We start from the raw sequence: 14,601 nt of genomic DNA on the forward strand, positions 1-14,601 counted from the left end.
TTAGGAGCTTCGCTGCTGATTATCCAATCCTTTTATTTTTCAGCCCGTCACGCTCACCGTTTCCAGTCACGTTGTGGGATAAAAGGCTCTAAGGAAATTCCAGCAATTCACCCAGTGGTACTCTAACTCGTTACCAAGTTAGACGCCCTTCTCATTATTACCTTAAGAGTTGTAAAACTCCCTGAGGTGTTTGTTGAGATTGAGCCAACATTGCTTGTGCTGCTTGAGAAAGAATAGAATTCTTTGTTTGGTTCATCATTTCTTTCGCCATCGTGCGAACATTTACTTTCATAAATGACCAGACTATATCTTCACCCTCTAGTATTCTAGTAGGGGCCGGGCACTTCGGATTCACAATGCTGATGTACATTGTTTCACCTACGGATTTCATCATCATAGCTTGCGCCTTAGATGGTCTATCCTAGTCGTTGAACCTTCTCCACTTTTTCAAGACAGGAGCTTGGCTGCTGATTACCCAATCTTTTCTTTTTTCAAGCCTTCACGCTTTTCGTTTCCAACTACGTTGTGGCAAGAAAAGCTCTAAGGGTTTCCCAGCAATTCACCCGATAATACTCACTAGCCGTTACCAGCCAGGACGACTGTGCTTGTCACTGACTAAGCAGCTAAAGCATAATCAACGTCACGGATACGAGATTCCGCAGCAGTTAGGTTTTCTGCGCCATTATTAAGGTTGTTAATACTATGCTCAAGACGATTTTGTACAGCTCCAAGATTTGAACGGTTACTTGACACTGTATTAATTGCAGTTTGAACTTTAGCTAAGTTAGCTGTAGCTGTTGCATTAGTTCCATCTAATGCTGTTAATCCAGCAGCAGTATCAACGCCTAGCGTTGCTGCAGTATTGTCTGATAAAGTTAAAGTTATCTTTTCAGTTGAATTTGCCCCAACTTGAAAGTCTATCGTGCTTGTTGCGTTTAGAAGGTTTTTAGTATTGAACTTAGTTTGAGTTGCAATATCATTGATTTGAGCTGATAATTGACCAATTTCTTTATCAATTTCTGCATTATCGTTTGTTGTTTGTGTTCCGTTAGCAGCTTGAGTGTACAATTCTGCCATTCGTTGTAACATAGAATGAGTTTCGTTTAAAGCACCCTCAGCAGTTTGAATAAGAGAGATACCATCTTGAGCATTGCGGCTTCCTTGTTCCATACCACGAATTTGGTTACGCATTTTTTCTGAGATTGCTAAACCTGCAGCATCATCTCCAGCACGGTTGATACGAAGACCAGAAGATAATTTCTCCATGGATTTTGATTGTCCAGTTGATGCACTGTTTAACTGGCGATGAGTGTTAAGAGCTGCAATATTGTGATTAATTCTCATTATAATTTCCTCCTTGAATGTGTCCGCCCACGTCCTTGTGGTTGGTTGGATGTGTTTTGTTTTATGGGAAGCTTGCAGACGTTTACGGCCGTTAAAAGTACTGCTTGTTCCTACATTAATTATATCGGAGTAATTAGAAACATCTTTAATAGATTTTACGTATTTTTTAACTTTTTTAATGCTTGGAATGTGTTAAGTGAAGTACTTGCTGCTTGGTTGTTCTCTTGTTGGATGGAAAGAAAGACTTCTTTACGATGAATTTCTATGTGTTTAGGTGCAGAAATTCCTATTTTCACTTGATCTCCGTCTATAGATAGCACTGTTAATTCAACGTCTTCACCAATTTTAATAGCCTCCTGTAACTTCCGGGTTAATACTAGCATTCTTTAACCCTCCCATCCGTTAAAGCTAGATTCTAATAATTCATGTCTTGTTCGGTATTTGTTATCTGTTAGTACTACTTGCTTTGCCAAGTTTTCCTTTACGTTTATCACTACAGGTGCCTGAAGATTACCTGTTGATTTTTCTAACGGTTCTTGCATAGTTAAGATGATTTGAACCAACACATCAGATTCTTCTTTTATATTTAATTGTTTTTGCACTGATTCTACTAATTCAAAATCATAATCCTTAAAGAATAAAAATGGATTTGTTGTAATAAAAGCTAATTCTTTAGTGAACACCGATTGCAGAGTTGAAAATGGAGTTCCTTCCATTGGTAAAAGTACAAATTGTTTTTCCTCTTCAAAACCCGGTAAACCTTGTTCAAAATGTAAAATATCTTTCTCAGATATCTTAATTATTTCTTCAAATTTCGTATGAAGTATCATCGCAATCATCCTTTACTTTTTGTATTCTTATGTCGTCCAGTTAATTGTTAAAGAAGGCATTTGTTCCATACTAACGTTTACCTTACCAGGAGTGTACTGATGCTGAGGTCTATTTATCTTAACATCGATTTCTGGTTTGTAAATCTGCCAATTTAATTGCACTTCACTCGGTTGATAATTGATTTTCACACTGTTGGCACTTGGAATAAAACCGATGTTAAACTCATACATCGGACTTTCACTGTTCATTTTTGCGTGCTCTGCTATTGGATTGCCACCGTTCTCAACTCTCATCAAGTCGTCGCCTTCTTGAGACATTCGAGCTAAACCTGTTAGCCAATCCTCATATCCTTGTTGTGCAAACTCTTCAATTCTGCGTGAGATGTGTATTAAATCCATATCTGCCCAAGCCTCTGTTTGATCAATGGTTAATTGACTTGGTGTTGTATTCACTTGTAGCTCTGCTTTTGGCTGTTTAATTTGTAAATCTGCAGGAGTTTGCTGAATTTCTTGAACGGGCTGCTTTATATCTAGTCCAATCCTGGCAGTTGTTGATTCTAGTCTAAGTTGAGGAACGTTCATCATAACTCCCTCCTAAAGAGTAATAATTGCAAGAAAAGAGCTATCACAAGGATAGCTCTAAATTTTTATCGTAAAAAGTCCATTAAGGTTGGCTGCATGATTCGCGACCCTACTCCAAGTGCTGCACGATGAAGGGACTCTTGCATCTTTAAGTCCGTGATCACTCGCTCAATATCTGCGTCCTCATTATCTGAAAGTATACGGTTTGCAATCACTTCTTGCTCACTCACACGGGCATCAATTAGCTCCACCCTGTTAAAACGGGCACCTAACTCAGCACGCTCTGCTACAAGATTATTAATATTTTTATCTAGTTTATCGAGAAAGTCTGCAATAGGCATAGTGTTGTCCCCATTTAGTGAATCTTCTAGATTCTTTAAATCATTAAATAGACTATCATTAAATACTTTAGTTGGATCGATATTAACAGGAACTTCAATCCCATTAGACATTTCAATATTTACAGGTTTATCGTTATTTGAAACAGTAACCGTTCCTCCTGTTATTAAGACTGGAGGATTCGTTGTATCGTTACCATTAAATATATATTTCCCTGCAACTTTTGTATTTGCGATAGAAACTAAGTGTTCTTTTAATTGAGTAATTTCTTTCCCTATCATGCCTCTTTGTGTTTCTTCAAGAGTTCCATTACTAGCTTGGACAGTTAGTTCCCGGATTCGTTGAAGTACACTTGTTGCTTTATCCATAGCAGCGTCCGAATTTTCCATCCAGTTGTATGCTTCCGATAAGTTTCTTTTATATTGCTCGACTTCTGTTAAATCTGTTCGATATGCTATCCCTTTCATGGCTACAACTGGGTCGTCTGATGGACGGCTGATTTTTTTACCGGTCGAAAGCTGTTCCTGTGTCTTAGCCATTCTTTCATAGCTTTGGCTAATATGACGGAGCATATTATTTGATAACATTGTTTGTGTTACACGCATTACTTACACCTACCTTCCTCCGACACCCATACCGTTAATTATTTTATCTAGCATTTCATCTACTACAGTAATATTTCTTGCAGCTGCATTATACGCATGCTGGTACTGAATCATATTTGTCATTTCTTCATCCAGTGAAACACCGCTAATTGACTGTCGTCTTTTCTCAACAGAATCTAATAAAACGATCGAGTTTGTACTCATCCCTACAGCTTTTTGAGCGTCAACTGCCATGGAACCGATATATCCTTCATATGTACTTTGGAAGTTAACATCTTCCCTTACATCAGCGAGCTTCAATGCATTAGATCCATCACCATTTTTCTCTCCTGATGATGCAGCAGCTATTTTTTTCACATCGGTTAAGATAACTTTCATATTTTTTGCAGCGCCTATTTGTGTTCCAGGATCAAAAAAGTTCCCAGAAGCAACACCATCTAAACCTACACCAGAACTATGTTGTGTATTAAACGCTTGTATAAACTTATAAGCTAAATCGTCCAAATTCTTCATCATATTAGGATAAGTTTCTTGATAGGCATCTCTTAAAGATTGGAGTTTACCTTGTGTTTTTACACTTCCATCCAAAAGGTTCTTTCCTTCAAATGTTAATGTTGTTAGTTCACCTGTACTTGAATCTATTACACTGTCAATTTTTGAAATGGTATTCGTGTCTGCATTTACTAATAAACCAAGTGATGCACCTTTATCATCTAACAGGTGAATCTTATACTTACCATCGGGGTTAAAATTGAGATCAATTAAACTAGGATCGACTGTCTCAACACGCTCAACTTTAATATTGACCAGACCTGAAAGCTGGTCTACTAAGTTGTCTCTTTTATCGTATAAATCATTCGGTAAATATCCATGTGGTTCAACTTCTGAAATCTGGATGTTAATATCATTGATTTTATCAATGATAGAGTTGATTTCCTTAACTGTTACATCTGCCTGGTATCCCATATCTTTTCTGATTCCGTCTAGAGAAGTTGACATGTGGTTAAAAGTTTCGGAAAGTGCGATACCTCGTTGGAGAACTACAGAACGCGCTCCTTCATTTTCAGGATGTACCGCTAAGTCTTGTAGTGATTGCCAAAAACGATCCATTGTTTTTGATAAACCGGTGTCGGAAGGTTCATTTAAAATGTCTTCCATCTTTGCTATAGCATTGCTTCTGGTTTCCCAATGTCCGAATTTATTGTTTTCTGATCTGAACTGAACATCCAAAAAGCTTTCGCGCACACGTTGAATAGAACCTGCTTCTACACCTGTACCCAATTGTCCCGGAATGTTTGGCCGGTTTCTAGATGCTGCAGGGTATGGTTCAGTTTGCACAAAATTAACCCGTTGACGAGTGTATCCCGGCGTATTCGCATTGGCTATGTTGTGTCCTGTCGTTTGCAATGCGGATTGCTGAGTAAACATTCCCCGGCGAGCTGTTTCCAATCCATGAAAAGTTGAGCGCATGATAATACCTCCGTAGGGTTAAGCTTTCGAATCAAAAAGTGAAGATGAGTGATTCGCGTAAGGATTCTTTTTTGTATTGCTGTATGTAGATGGTTCACTTTGCGGCTGAACCATGCTTAAAGACATGTTCACGTATTGCAATGATTGCTCAAGTAACTCTTGGTTTAATTCGTTCCTGCTTTTCAGAGCTCCATAAGCCTGGACAAGGTGTTCTTGAAGATGAAGAAGTTTTTCTTCTTCAGGAGCTTCTGATTGATTCAGAATGTCTCCAAGAGTTACGTTCGCAAACTTAAGCATTCTTTCTTTTTCGATCATCTGCAGTTTTTTCACTTGAAGGTCTTCTTCTTTTAAAAGAACATCTAATGCCTTCATATCTCCAAGTTTCAGAACCTCTGTTTTACGTTCTCCTAAAGCTAGAAGGTCTTCATGAGATTTCAACAATCGTTCAAGCAATGATGTCATTTGTGCCGTTTCCATGAATGACCTCCTAACCCTTTTGCCAGAAGTTAATGATAGACTTCGCTGTTTCAGAAACATTTACTTTGTATGTTCCTTTATCTACTAGACTCTTAATTTCAGTTATCTTTTCAGCACGGTCTGATTCAAACTTTGAAGACGACAATAACTTCTTAGCTTCATCCGAAATCTGAAGTTCATCTTTCTTATATCCAGACTGCACTTTTTCATGTTTCATATTTTGCACCTGATTTTTGTAAGGGTTGTTTTGTATAGAATTAAAATGGTTAATACGCATGTTTAGTCACCTCATTTAGAGACTGTTTTTTATTACTTTATATATCGGCTAAGCCCTGAAATTCTTTAAATTATGAAACGAAATTAGGTTAATTGTCATCCGTATGGTAAGAAGGTAATGCTTCTTGTTGTTTTTTCATAATAAAGTCTTCAATAGAGAGTTCCGATTTTAATTTTTCCTTACACACCTGACATAGACGTCCGTCATTAATAGGCTTTTGACACCCGTCACATGGATAAGTGAAATTCGGGAACCCTTTAACACGAATTCTTCCCTGATGGATAAAATAGATTATTTTATTTTCAGATACAGTTGTAGCTTCACTAACATCCACAATTGTAGCGTTGCGGTTTTCACTTTTTCTTATGAAACGATATACTTTATCGTATTGCTGTTCTTCTTCTTTAAAACAGGCATCACACGTTTTTCGAATTCCTTTAATAAACAATTTTCCGCATTGCGGGCAGTTCAATAGATCACCCATTCCATTTCCGCTCCTTAGCATTCTCTCTTCTCTATATATCGGAAAATGAAAGAAAGGTTTTAACGGGACATTCGCTTTATTTATCTGGCAAGAGTGACTGATGATACTTGATCAGCTCCAGCATCTTTCATGACTTTCGCCGCATACCGTAATGTGCTGCCTGTTGTATAAACATCATCGATTAATAAAATTGATTTGTTTTTTACACCGTCCTCATCGATAACTATAAATGGGTTATTCTTTTTCGCCATTCTATCTTTACGCGTTTTCTTACTTTGTTTTTCTTCATGAGTTACCCTCTTTAATAGAGGTTGAACATTACCAGTTAAACTTTTAGCGAATATTTCCGCTTGGTTAAATCCTCTCTCATATTGTCTTTCTTTACTTAATGGTATCGGCACAAGAAGGGAATTTTGGGTAATGCTCTTAAACTTTGAACGAGAAAGTGGATAGAATGCTTTGATTAATTCAGCATCGCCACGATATTTCATCTTTGCTATCACTTTTTTCAGGAAATCATTATAGACATAAAGTGACCGATTTTGCTGCAGGAGTCCTGCCCATTCTTCATCTTCCTCCCACCGAATGCAGTCGTAACAAGAATCACCCTGTCGATATTGCTCGGGAAATAATGAAAATGGTCTTCCGCATATTCTACAAATATCCCCTCTAATCAACTCAAGTTTCGCCGTGCACGACTGACATAATAAAGGTTCAGCTTTTAATCCGAATAATGCTGACCAAGACCATGTCTCAGAATAAAATTGATGACAATACAGGCAATAATTCAAAATCCAGCCTCCTTGTTCATATCCCGGATATGTTTTATTGCACTAAGCATGCTTAAAGATTTCCCGTAATGAAAGAAAAGCACCTGTCCATTATAATCATCTTTACTTCTTCCTGCTCTCCCTGCCATTTGAACGAGTGCATTTTCAGAAAACACTTCGTGATCAGCTCCCAAAATGGCTACATCTAAAAAGGGGACAGTTACACCACGTTCTAAAATCGTCGTTGTGATTAAAAGCATTATATCCCCTTGTCGGAAACGCGCTACTTTTTCTTTTCTAAGTGAATCTTCTGCGTGTACAAAATCGACGATGACTTCTACATGTCCTCTTATAAGTTCAGTTACTTTTTCGATAATAGATACAGAAGGCACGAAAATCATTGCCCGCCTTCCACTGACAGCTTGGGACTTAATCCATCTCAAAAAAGCAGGAGGTAACTTTCCTCTTTCTAAACGCTTCTTCCACTCCCCACTCCATACCATTTTTGGTTCAGGTAGAGGAAATCCGTGAAATCGGATCGGTATTTTTACACATGGGAGTTTGTTTTGAATGACTTCTTTTTTCATCGTTCGAGAGGGAGTTGCTGAAAGGTAAATACGAAGAGCATCTGGGTTTGAGGCGGTAGAGACAGCATGCTGAAGGGTTTTATCGTAGGAATATGGAAACGCATCGACTTCATCGACGATCATTAGGTTAAACGCTTGTTTAAATCTATAAAGCTGATGTGTGGTTGAGAGGACTAATTGTGCCGGGGTTTCTCTTTCTTCAGATCCACCATAATAGCTGGCGATTATGGTGTTTGGAAAAGCTTCTTTTAAACGGGGTGCGAGTTCTAGAATAACATCTGTTCGTGGTGTTGCGATGCAAACGCGGAAACCCATCTTCAATGCTTTTTCTATTCCATGAAATAGAACCTCGGTTTTCCCCGCTCCACATACTGCCCAAATCAAGAGCTCTCCACTTTTGCCGACTTGTTCAACAAAACGATCAGAAGCGATTTGTTGTCTTGCCGAAAGTTCTCCTTGCCACATTAAATTATGATTGGATTTATCTTTCATATCTGGACCTGTCCAAGATAAAAGAGGCATACACACACTTACTCTACCCATCATGATACAGTTCCGGCAATAAACACAGCTCTCACTTTTACAACGGAAGCAAGAAAATGAAGCAAATAAATGATCATTCACATTACCGCATCGATTGCATTGCCACCCGTACTTGGCTTTCTTAACACCGGGGTTGTACATGACAAAACCATTCTCATAATGTTCTTGTATTGTTTTTAAAGGAAATTGGAGTTCATCAAGAAGGAGCATCTTACCATAGAGGATTTGCTGGAGTTTTTCACTATACTTAAAAGAATAATTCAGAGATCGGAGTTCTATATCAGGAAGTTCACCAAAAGGAACTGGCTTTAAATCGGGGTTTTCTACTAGTATTTCAGGTGCAATTATTAAACGATCGTTTAAAAAATAGGAGACAAACCTCATTGAGTTGTCTCCTGATGTGTTAGAGAATGCATTGTCATCTCTCCAATATTATTCTTTTATCCATGTGATTCCGAGTGATCCCTCACCCAGGTGAGTACCGATTACAGGACCGAAATAGCTGATCGACACATCTGCGTTCACAAACTTCCCGCGAAGTTCTTCTGCAATCTCTACAGCATCGTCTTCACGTTTCGCATGTATGACACTGATCGTTGCCCAATCATCAGTATTCAGATCTTCATCCATCAGATCGAAAATGCGTTTCAACGCTTTCTTTTTTGTACGTACTTTTTCAAAGGGTACGATCATTTTATTTTCGAAATGAAGAATCGGCTTGATTTGCAATAGATTGCCTACAAAAAGCTGCGCTATGTTTAATCGGCCTCCGCGGTGCAAGTGATTCAAATCATCTACTAAAAAGTACGCTGGGATTCCATTATTTTTCATCTGCAGCAGTTCATTCATGATGTCGTATCCATTAGCACCTTTAGATGCAAGCTCTGCCGCTTTCAATACGTAAAACGCTTGAGGTGAACAGCTGATTTCAGAATCGAACACATGCAAAGAAATGCCTTCCACCATTTCACCAGCTGCAACTGCACTCTGATACGTACCGCTAATTCCGCTGGATAATGTAATCATAACTGCTTCGTCGTAGTCTTTAGAAAGCTCTTCTAACAGTTCGACTAATTCGCCGATCGCGGGCTGTGATGTCTTGGGAAGTTTCTCCTCACGGCTGACCATTTCGTAAAAATCATCTACTTTTATTTCTGCTTCTTCTTTGTATGTTTCAATGTCAAAAATCACGTTGAGCGGAATCATTACAATGTTCTTTTCACTGCGGATATGCTCGGGTATGTATGAAGTACTATCTGTAATGACGGCTACCTTGCTCATATTTTTTAATCCTCTCTTATGCAAAAATCTCGTTTTCTTTACCTTTTACAGTGTACACCATCAGGAAAAGTAATTCACCAAATTCACTTTTCTCATTCGTTTTGTATTCGCCTTTTCTATAGTGTATCCTTTAACGAATTTAAAGGTCTTTTAAGTGTTTGCTGCATAACGCATAAGCACCATACAAAACAGATCGATTTTGCATAGTTGAAATTCTCAATTCCGGCTTAACAGGTACATATTTTTCGAGATTCTCATCTATTTTACTTAAGTATGGAACAAGCTCGCTGCCAACGCCTCCACCTAATAGGATCACTTCTGGATTTAGAATTGCTGCTGCATTTATGATAGCCGTTGTGAGATGTCTCACCGCCTCATCAATAATCTGTTTCGCAGCTTGATCTCCTTCTTCCGCTAACTTAAACAATTGTTTAGTTGTTACGGGATTTCCCGTCTCTTCTTTATACTTATGAGCTATCCCAAACCCGCCGGCCTGTGTGCTTAAATATCCATATCCAGGACGGGCTGGCTGAAATCCATCAACCAAGACATCGTTATCTGTCACCATATATCCGACTTCACCTGCAGAAAACTGGCTTCCGGCATAAACTTCTCCGTTAATGAGCAATCCTGCTCCAATACTTGTACCAATCATAAAATATAGAGCGTGCTTCACATTTTGCAGACTTTCTTTTTCAACTTCTCCTAATAGACCTGTATTCACATCGTTTCCAACGAAAACAGGGATCCCAAGAATATCATGCAGTTTTTTACCAAGCGGATAACGATTCCACTTCAGACTTGGTGCTTTCAAAACCGTACCTGTTTCAGTATCAACTAACCCTGGAACTCCTAGTCCAATACAACACACTTCTTCCATTGTTATTCCTTGTTCAATCATTCTCCGTTTCATTTCTTCTGCCAGACACTCTGCAACATCTGACAAAATGACTTCACTCGTTATTAACGTTTTGGCATTTAATAGCTCTCCATCAGCATTAAACAATCCACATTCAATCGAAGTTCCACCAACATCTGCTGCTAATATGTATTTCTTTTTCAAGCTTTACACCACCGTTCAATATATAACACGCTGTTTAATTCACTATAAAAAAGTTTAAACTTCTTAAAAATTTTTTTTCGAATGAAGAAGGATATTGTCGTATTTGGAAGAAATTACAATGTGACATAGGTAAAAAGGAGGTCAGTACATTGGATCATAATCTATACATCGTCATATTATCTCTATGCGTTTGCTTTCTTTTCGCACTAGTCTCTATAGATTGGGCTCAAAAGCGGTCAGAAGAGCAAAAAATACCACACCGTTTTTTAATTTTAGGTTCCGTTACAATGGGGATCGCTGTGTGGGCGACACACTTCATGGGCATGCTGTCCATTCAAAGTCCTGTTCCTATGTATTATGATCTCCAAACAATGTTGCTTGCTTTTGCTGCAGGGGTAATATTTTCTTATGCATCTTTCTACCTTCTTCAGTATAACGCGCAAAAGCTTCCAAAAAAACTTTGGGCACCTGTTATTACTTTTGGATCCGGATTAATTTTAGTTCATTCAATCGGTTTACTATCCATGCATGTCCATATGCCTCTTCAGACAGACTTACCCTTGATTCTTTTATCCGTCAGCTCTGCATTCCTTTTTTCTTGGATTGGTTTTCGAATTCTACTTTTACAAGCGTTTAAGTTTAGACTGATAATAGCCAGCCTATCACTGACAAGCGGAGTCAGCCTTATGCATTATATCGGTGAGATGGCTTTAGTTGGAGGGACACCTACGTTTAATTGGCATAACGAATTCCCTCTAACAAACATAAATATTCTTTCAACCTTACTCGTATTAGGGGCAACGATTATTGTATTAATTCTATATATATTAGAGCAGCTTGATCAGAAAAAAATCGTTCAGCAACGAATCGAACTTCTTGAAAGCGAGCATCGGTACAATTCACTTTTTGATCTTAATCCAGAGGGTGTTTTTGTGATCGGTCCTGATCGGAATTTTATTAAAGCAAACAAATCCATTGAAACCATTACAGGTTATACATTCGAAGAACTTCGAAGAATGCCTTACACGAACTTGTTAAAAGACAACCAAATCCAAAATTCACTAAACTTCTTAAAAAGAGTCATGGAAGGTGAAACCGTTAAACACCCACTAACGATTTATCATAAGGATGGCCATGAAGTGGAGCTTGAAATCACGAGCCTGCCTTATTCGCTGAATAATTCCATTACAGCCGTTATTGGAATCGCAAAAGATATGACTTCATTTTATGAGGCACAGGCTTTTAAGGAAAAAGCTCAAACACTTGCATATGTCGGCGAACTTGCTGCCGGTCTTGCCCATGAAATACGAAACCCTCTCACATCGATAAAAGGTTTTGCACAGCTATTTCTTTCACAAGATTTCCTTAACGAAAAAAATCACTTCCTAGGAATTATGCTTCGAGAAACAGAGCGAATTAATTTCATCATCAGCCAGCTTATGATTTTAGCTAAACCTCACATGATTATTCAAAAAAAGCATGACTTGAGTGAAGTACTTAAACGTTCGGTGAAATTTTTAGATGATGAAGCAGACTTTCATACAACAACTTTTCAGCTTGATCTGCCCGATAATCCTGTCTTTTTCAAATGTGAGGAAAACCTGATGACCCAGCTATTTTTAAATATATTAAAAAATGCACTGGAAGCCATCCCTTCATGGGGAACGATTTCCGTCAGCCTTAAACAAGACGGTGAAAACATTCATGTCTCCATACAAGATGATGGTCCTGGCATACCAGATCACATAAAACCCATGCTCGGAAAGCCTTTTTATACGACCAAGGAAAGTAATCCTGGCCTTGGGCTTCTAATCTGTTATCAAATCGCACAGCATCATGGCGGCAAGATGAACATCGAATCACAAGAGGGCTGTGGAACGACGGTCTCATTAACCTTTCCGATCAGTGTTCCGACTCAAGAAAAAGCCCTCGAAACGAGCGGAGTGTAAATCCAAACATACAAAAAAGACCTTCTCAATAGAAGGTCTTCTCTATCCTCATAAATTAACGTACCTTTACCCAGCCGTTTTTAATTGCTTCAACTACTGCTTGTGTACGGTCGTTTACATTCATCTTTTGCAGAATGTTACTCACGTGGTTTTTAACTGTTTTTTCACTGATGTATAACTCTTCCCCAATCGTACGGTTGCTGCGCCCGTCAGCCAAAAGCTGAAGAACTTCACACTCACGGCGCGTTAAGATGTGCAATGGCTTGCGGTATTCCACTTCTACAAATCCAGCTTTGTTTTGCTGTGTTTTGTTCGTAGTAGATAAACGGCGGAATTCGTTCAGCAGGTTATACGTAATCTTCGGGTGAAGATACGCTCCACCATCAGCTACCACGCGAACTGCCTCAATTAGTGAATCTGCGTCCATCTCTTTTAAAAGATAGCCTGATGCTCCTGTCTGAACCGCATGGGATACATATGTCTCATCATCATGGATAGAAAGGATGATTACCTTCGTATCAGGAGATTTCTCCACAAGACGGCGAGTTGCTTCAACACCGTTGATGTTCGGCATGTTGATGTCCATCAGCACTACATCTGGATTGTGATCGCGGACGATACTTTCCGCTTCTGAACCATCATCACCTTCAGCTACAACAGAGAACTGATCTTCCATATCTAAAATGCGTTTTACTCCTTCACGGAACAAACGGTGGTCGTCAATAATAGCTATTCTCGTTTTCTCAGGCGCTGAGGCGTTATTTTCGTACACATTAACATTATTCATGTGTGACCCTCCTAGTCTTGAATGGGAATTTGAATGTAAACACTTGTACCGTAGTTCAAGCGGGATTTAACTTTTAATGTACCTTCAAGGAGTTCAACCCGCTCCCGCATCCCCATCATACCAAAGGAATTGGATTTGGCAGGTTTAGACATGTCGAATCCTTTGCCATCATCTCGAATATATAAAGAAATGAATTTTTGAGTAAACTCCAGTTTAACCTCGATTAAGTTTGCATCTGAATGTTTAACTGCATTGCTGACAGATTCCTGGATCAAACGGAAAATAGCAATCTCCATTTTTGTCGGAAAACGCCTGGATTGACCCAGAGCATGCAGTTCAACTGTCTTCCCTGATCGTTCCTTCACGTTGCGTAAATACTTATCCAGTGTCGGGACAAGACCAAGATCGTCTAATGCCATAGGGCGCAAATCATATATAATCCGGCGAACTTCTTTTAAAGAGTCGCGAACCATAACCCTTAAGTCTTTTATTTCGGCACGGGCGGCATCAGTTCCTTTTTCGGTATAGATTTTCTCTAAAAGCTCCGAGCGAATTAGGACATTTGCCATCAATTGAGCAGGTCCGTCATGAATTTCACGGGATACCCGCTTCCGCTCTTCTTCCTGTGCCTCAATGATTTGTAAGCCAAATTCCTGCTTTTGCTTTGCATCCTGAACAAGTTCGTTGATTTTTCTTAAATCCCCGTTCAGATAATTCAGCACAACAGAAATCTGACCTGCCAGAGATTCAGCTTTTTGAACGGTTTCATTCAATGCCAGAATCCGCCGCTCCAGTTCATCTCTTTTTTCACGAAGCTGTTTTTCGGTTTGCCGAATAATTGATAACTCAATCTGATACTTATTGGCATTCTCATAAGCATCACGAATATCTGATTCGCTGTATTTTTGAAAATGCTTGCTTACTTCTGCCAGGCGGGTTCGTGCTAATTTCGCCGATTCCTCTGTTCTGTCAGCTTTATAAATCACTTCGATCACTTGCTGCTTAACCAATTCAAGTTCACGATGCAGCTGCTGAAATTCCTGGCGAGAATGCTCACTGATTTCAAAGATCTGCGATTGGCTTTCGGTTACCGTATCGATGGTTTTATTTAATATTCCGTCCAGCAAATGTGGATCTATCGTTAATTTAGCTGCAGACATGTAAATTTCCCCCAATTAAAACGATAAAGAAGTACAAACGGAAGTTCTAGAAC

17 protein-coding genes are annotated in these 14,601 nt (G+C 39.0%); 1 reads left to right on the forward strand and 16 read right to left on the reverse strand.

All coding sequences use genetic code 11. The features are described from left to right. Positions 1-157: 157 nt before the first annotated feature. From UN64_RS21995 to UN64_RS04250, 14 genes are all read right to left on the reverse strand, one after another. Positions 158-394, reverse strand: a complete 237-nt coding sequence (locus UN64_RS21995; protein ID WP_425590088.1) for a flagellin — start codon at positions 392-394, stop codon at positions 158-160. A 221-nt stretch (positions 395-615) separates the two neighbouring features. Continuing rightward, the gene (locus UN64_RS04190; protein ID WP_077359985.1) at positions 616-1,344 is read right to left on the reverse strand and encodes a flagellin N-terminal helical domain-containing protein; all 729 of its coding nucleotides are present in this window, start codon (positions 1,342-1,344) and stop codon (positions 616-618) included. Positions 1,345-1,499: 155 nt separating this feature from the next. Then, complete coding sequence (csrA, locus tag UN64_RS04195) at positions 1,500-1,727, reverse strand: carbon storage regulator CsrA (RefSeq protein ID WP_077359987.1); 228 nt, start codon at positions 1,725-1,727, stop codon at positions 1,500-1,502. A 3-nt stretch (positions 1,728-1,730) separates the two neighbouring features. Next, a complete protein-coding gene (fliW, locus tag UN64_RS04200) occupies positions 1,731-2,174 on the reverse strand; it encodes a flagellar assembly protein FliW (RefSeq protein WP_077359989.1) in 444 nt (147 codons plus the stop codon). Positions 2,175-2,201: 27 nt separating this feature from the next. Continuing rightward, a complete protein-coding gene (locus UN64_RS04205) occupies positions 2,202-2,756 on the reverse strand; it encodes a DUF6470 family protein (protein ID WP_077359991.1) in 555 nt (184 codons plus the stop codon). 65 nt (positions 2,757-2,821) lie between these two features. Further along, complete coding sequence (gene flgL, locus UN64_RS04210) at positions 2,822-3,700, reverse strand: flagellar hook-associated protein FlgL (protein WP_077359993.1); 879 nt, start codon at positions 3,698-3,700, stop codon at positions 2,822-2,824. 9 nt (positions 3,701-3,709) lie between these two features. Beyond that, entirely contained in the window at positions 3,710-5,170 is a 1,461-nt protein-coding gene (gene flgK, locus UN64_RS04215; RefSeq protein ID WP_077359995.1) for a flagellar hook-associated protein FlgK, read from the reverse strand. 18 nt (positions 5,171-5,188) lie between these two features. Next, positions 5,189-5,647 carry a flagellar protein FlgN gene (locus tag UN64_RS04220; RefSeq protein ID WP_171978790.1) on the reverse strand — a complete coding sequence of 153 codons (459 nt, stop codon included), beginning with the start codon at positions 5,645-5,647 and terminating at the stop codon, positions 5,189-5,191. A gap of 10 nt (positions 5,648-5,657) precedes the next feature. Then, positions 5,658-5,924: a flagellar biosynthesis anti-sigma factor FlgM gene (flgM, locus tag UN64_RS04225; RefSeq protein ID WP_077360000.1), complete on the reverse strand. Its 267-nt coding sequence runs from the start codon at positions 5,922-5,924 to the stop codon at positions 5,658-5,660. An 88-nt stretch (positions 5,925-6,012) separates the two neighbouring features. Next, the gene (locus tag UN64_RS04230) at positions 6,013-6,408 is read right to left on the reverse strand and encodes a TIGR03826 family flagellar region protein (RefSeq protein ID WP_077360002.1); all 396 of its coding nucleotides are present in this window, start codon (positions 6,406-6,408) and stop codon (positions 6,013-6,015) included. An 80-nt stretch (positions 6,409-6,488) separates the two neighbouring features. Next, positions 6,489-7,199: a ComF family protein gene (locus UN64_RS04235; RefSeq protein WP_245801956.1), complete on the reverse strand. Its 711-nt coding sequence runs from the start codon at positions 7,197-7,199 to the stop codon at positions 6,489-6,491. After that, positions 7,196-8,692, reverse strand: a complete 1,497-nt coding sequence (locus tag UN64_RS04240) for an ATP-dependent helicase ComFA (RefSeq protein WP_077360006.1) — start codon at positions 8,690-8,692, stop codon at positions 7,196-7,198. The genes UN64_RS04235 and UN64_RS04240 overlap by 4 nt, the downstream gene beginning before the upstream one ends. Before the next feature lie 48 nt (positions 8,693-8,740). Then, positions 8,741-9,589, reverse strand: coding sequence for a DegV family protein (locus UN64_RS04245; RefSeq protein WP_077360008.1), 849 nt, complete (start codon positions 9,587-9,589; stop codon positions 8,741-8,743). Between the two features lie 139 nt (positions 9,590-9,728). After that, positions 9,729-10,652 carry an ROK family protein gene (locus tag UN64_RS04250; RefSeq protein WP_077360010.1) on the reverse strand — a complete coding sequence of 308 codons (924 nt, stop codon included), beginning with the start codon at positions 10,650-10,652 and terminating at the stop codon, positions 9,729-9,731. Between the two features lie 149 nt (positions 10,653-10,801). On the opposite strand from UN64_RS04250, the gene UN64_RS04255 reads away from it, so the two are divergent. Next, complete coding sequence (locus UN64_RS04255; protein WP_077360012.1) at positions 10,802-12,601, forward strand: ATP-binding protein; 1,800 nt, start codon at positions 10,802-10,804, stop codon at positions 12,599-12,601. A gap of 55 nt (positions 12,602-12,656) precedes the next feature. Here the strand turns inward: UN64_RS04255 and UN64_RS04260 are convergent, their stop codons facing one another. Both UN64_RS04260 and UN64_RS04265 read right to left on the reverse strand, forming a co-directional pair. Next, a complete protein-coding gene (locus UN64_RS04260; protein ID WP_066292901.1) occupies positions 12,657-13,388 on the reverse strand; it encodes a response regulator in 732 nt (243 codons plus the stop codon). 11 nt (positions 13,389-13,399) lie between these two features. Beyond that, positions 13,400-14,548, reverse strand: a complete 1,149-nt coding sequence (locus tag UN64_RS04265; RefSeq protein WP_077360014.1) for a sensor histidine kinase — start codon at positions 14,546-14,548, stop codon at positions 13,400-13,402. Positions 14,549-14,601: the final 53 nt, after the last annotated feature.

Origin of the sequence: Fictibacillus arsenicus (assembly GCF_001999465.1) — a bacterium.
Taxonomy (GTDB): domain Bacteria; phylum Bacillota; class Bacilli; order Bacillales; family Fictibacillaceae; genus Fictibacillus; species Fictibacillus arsenicus.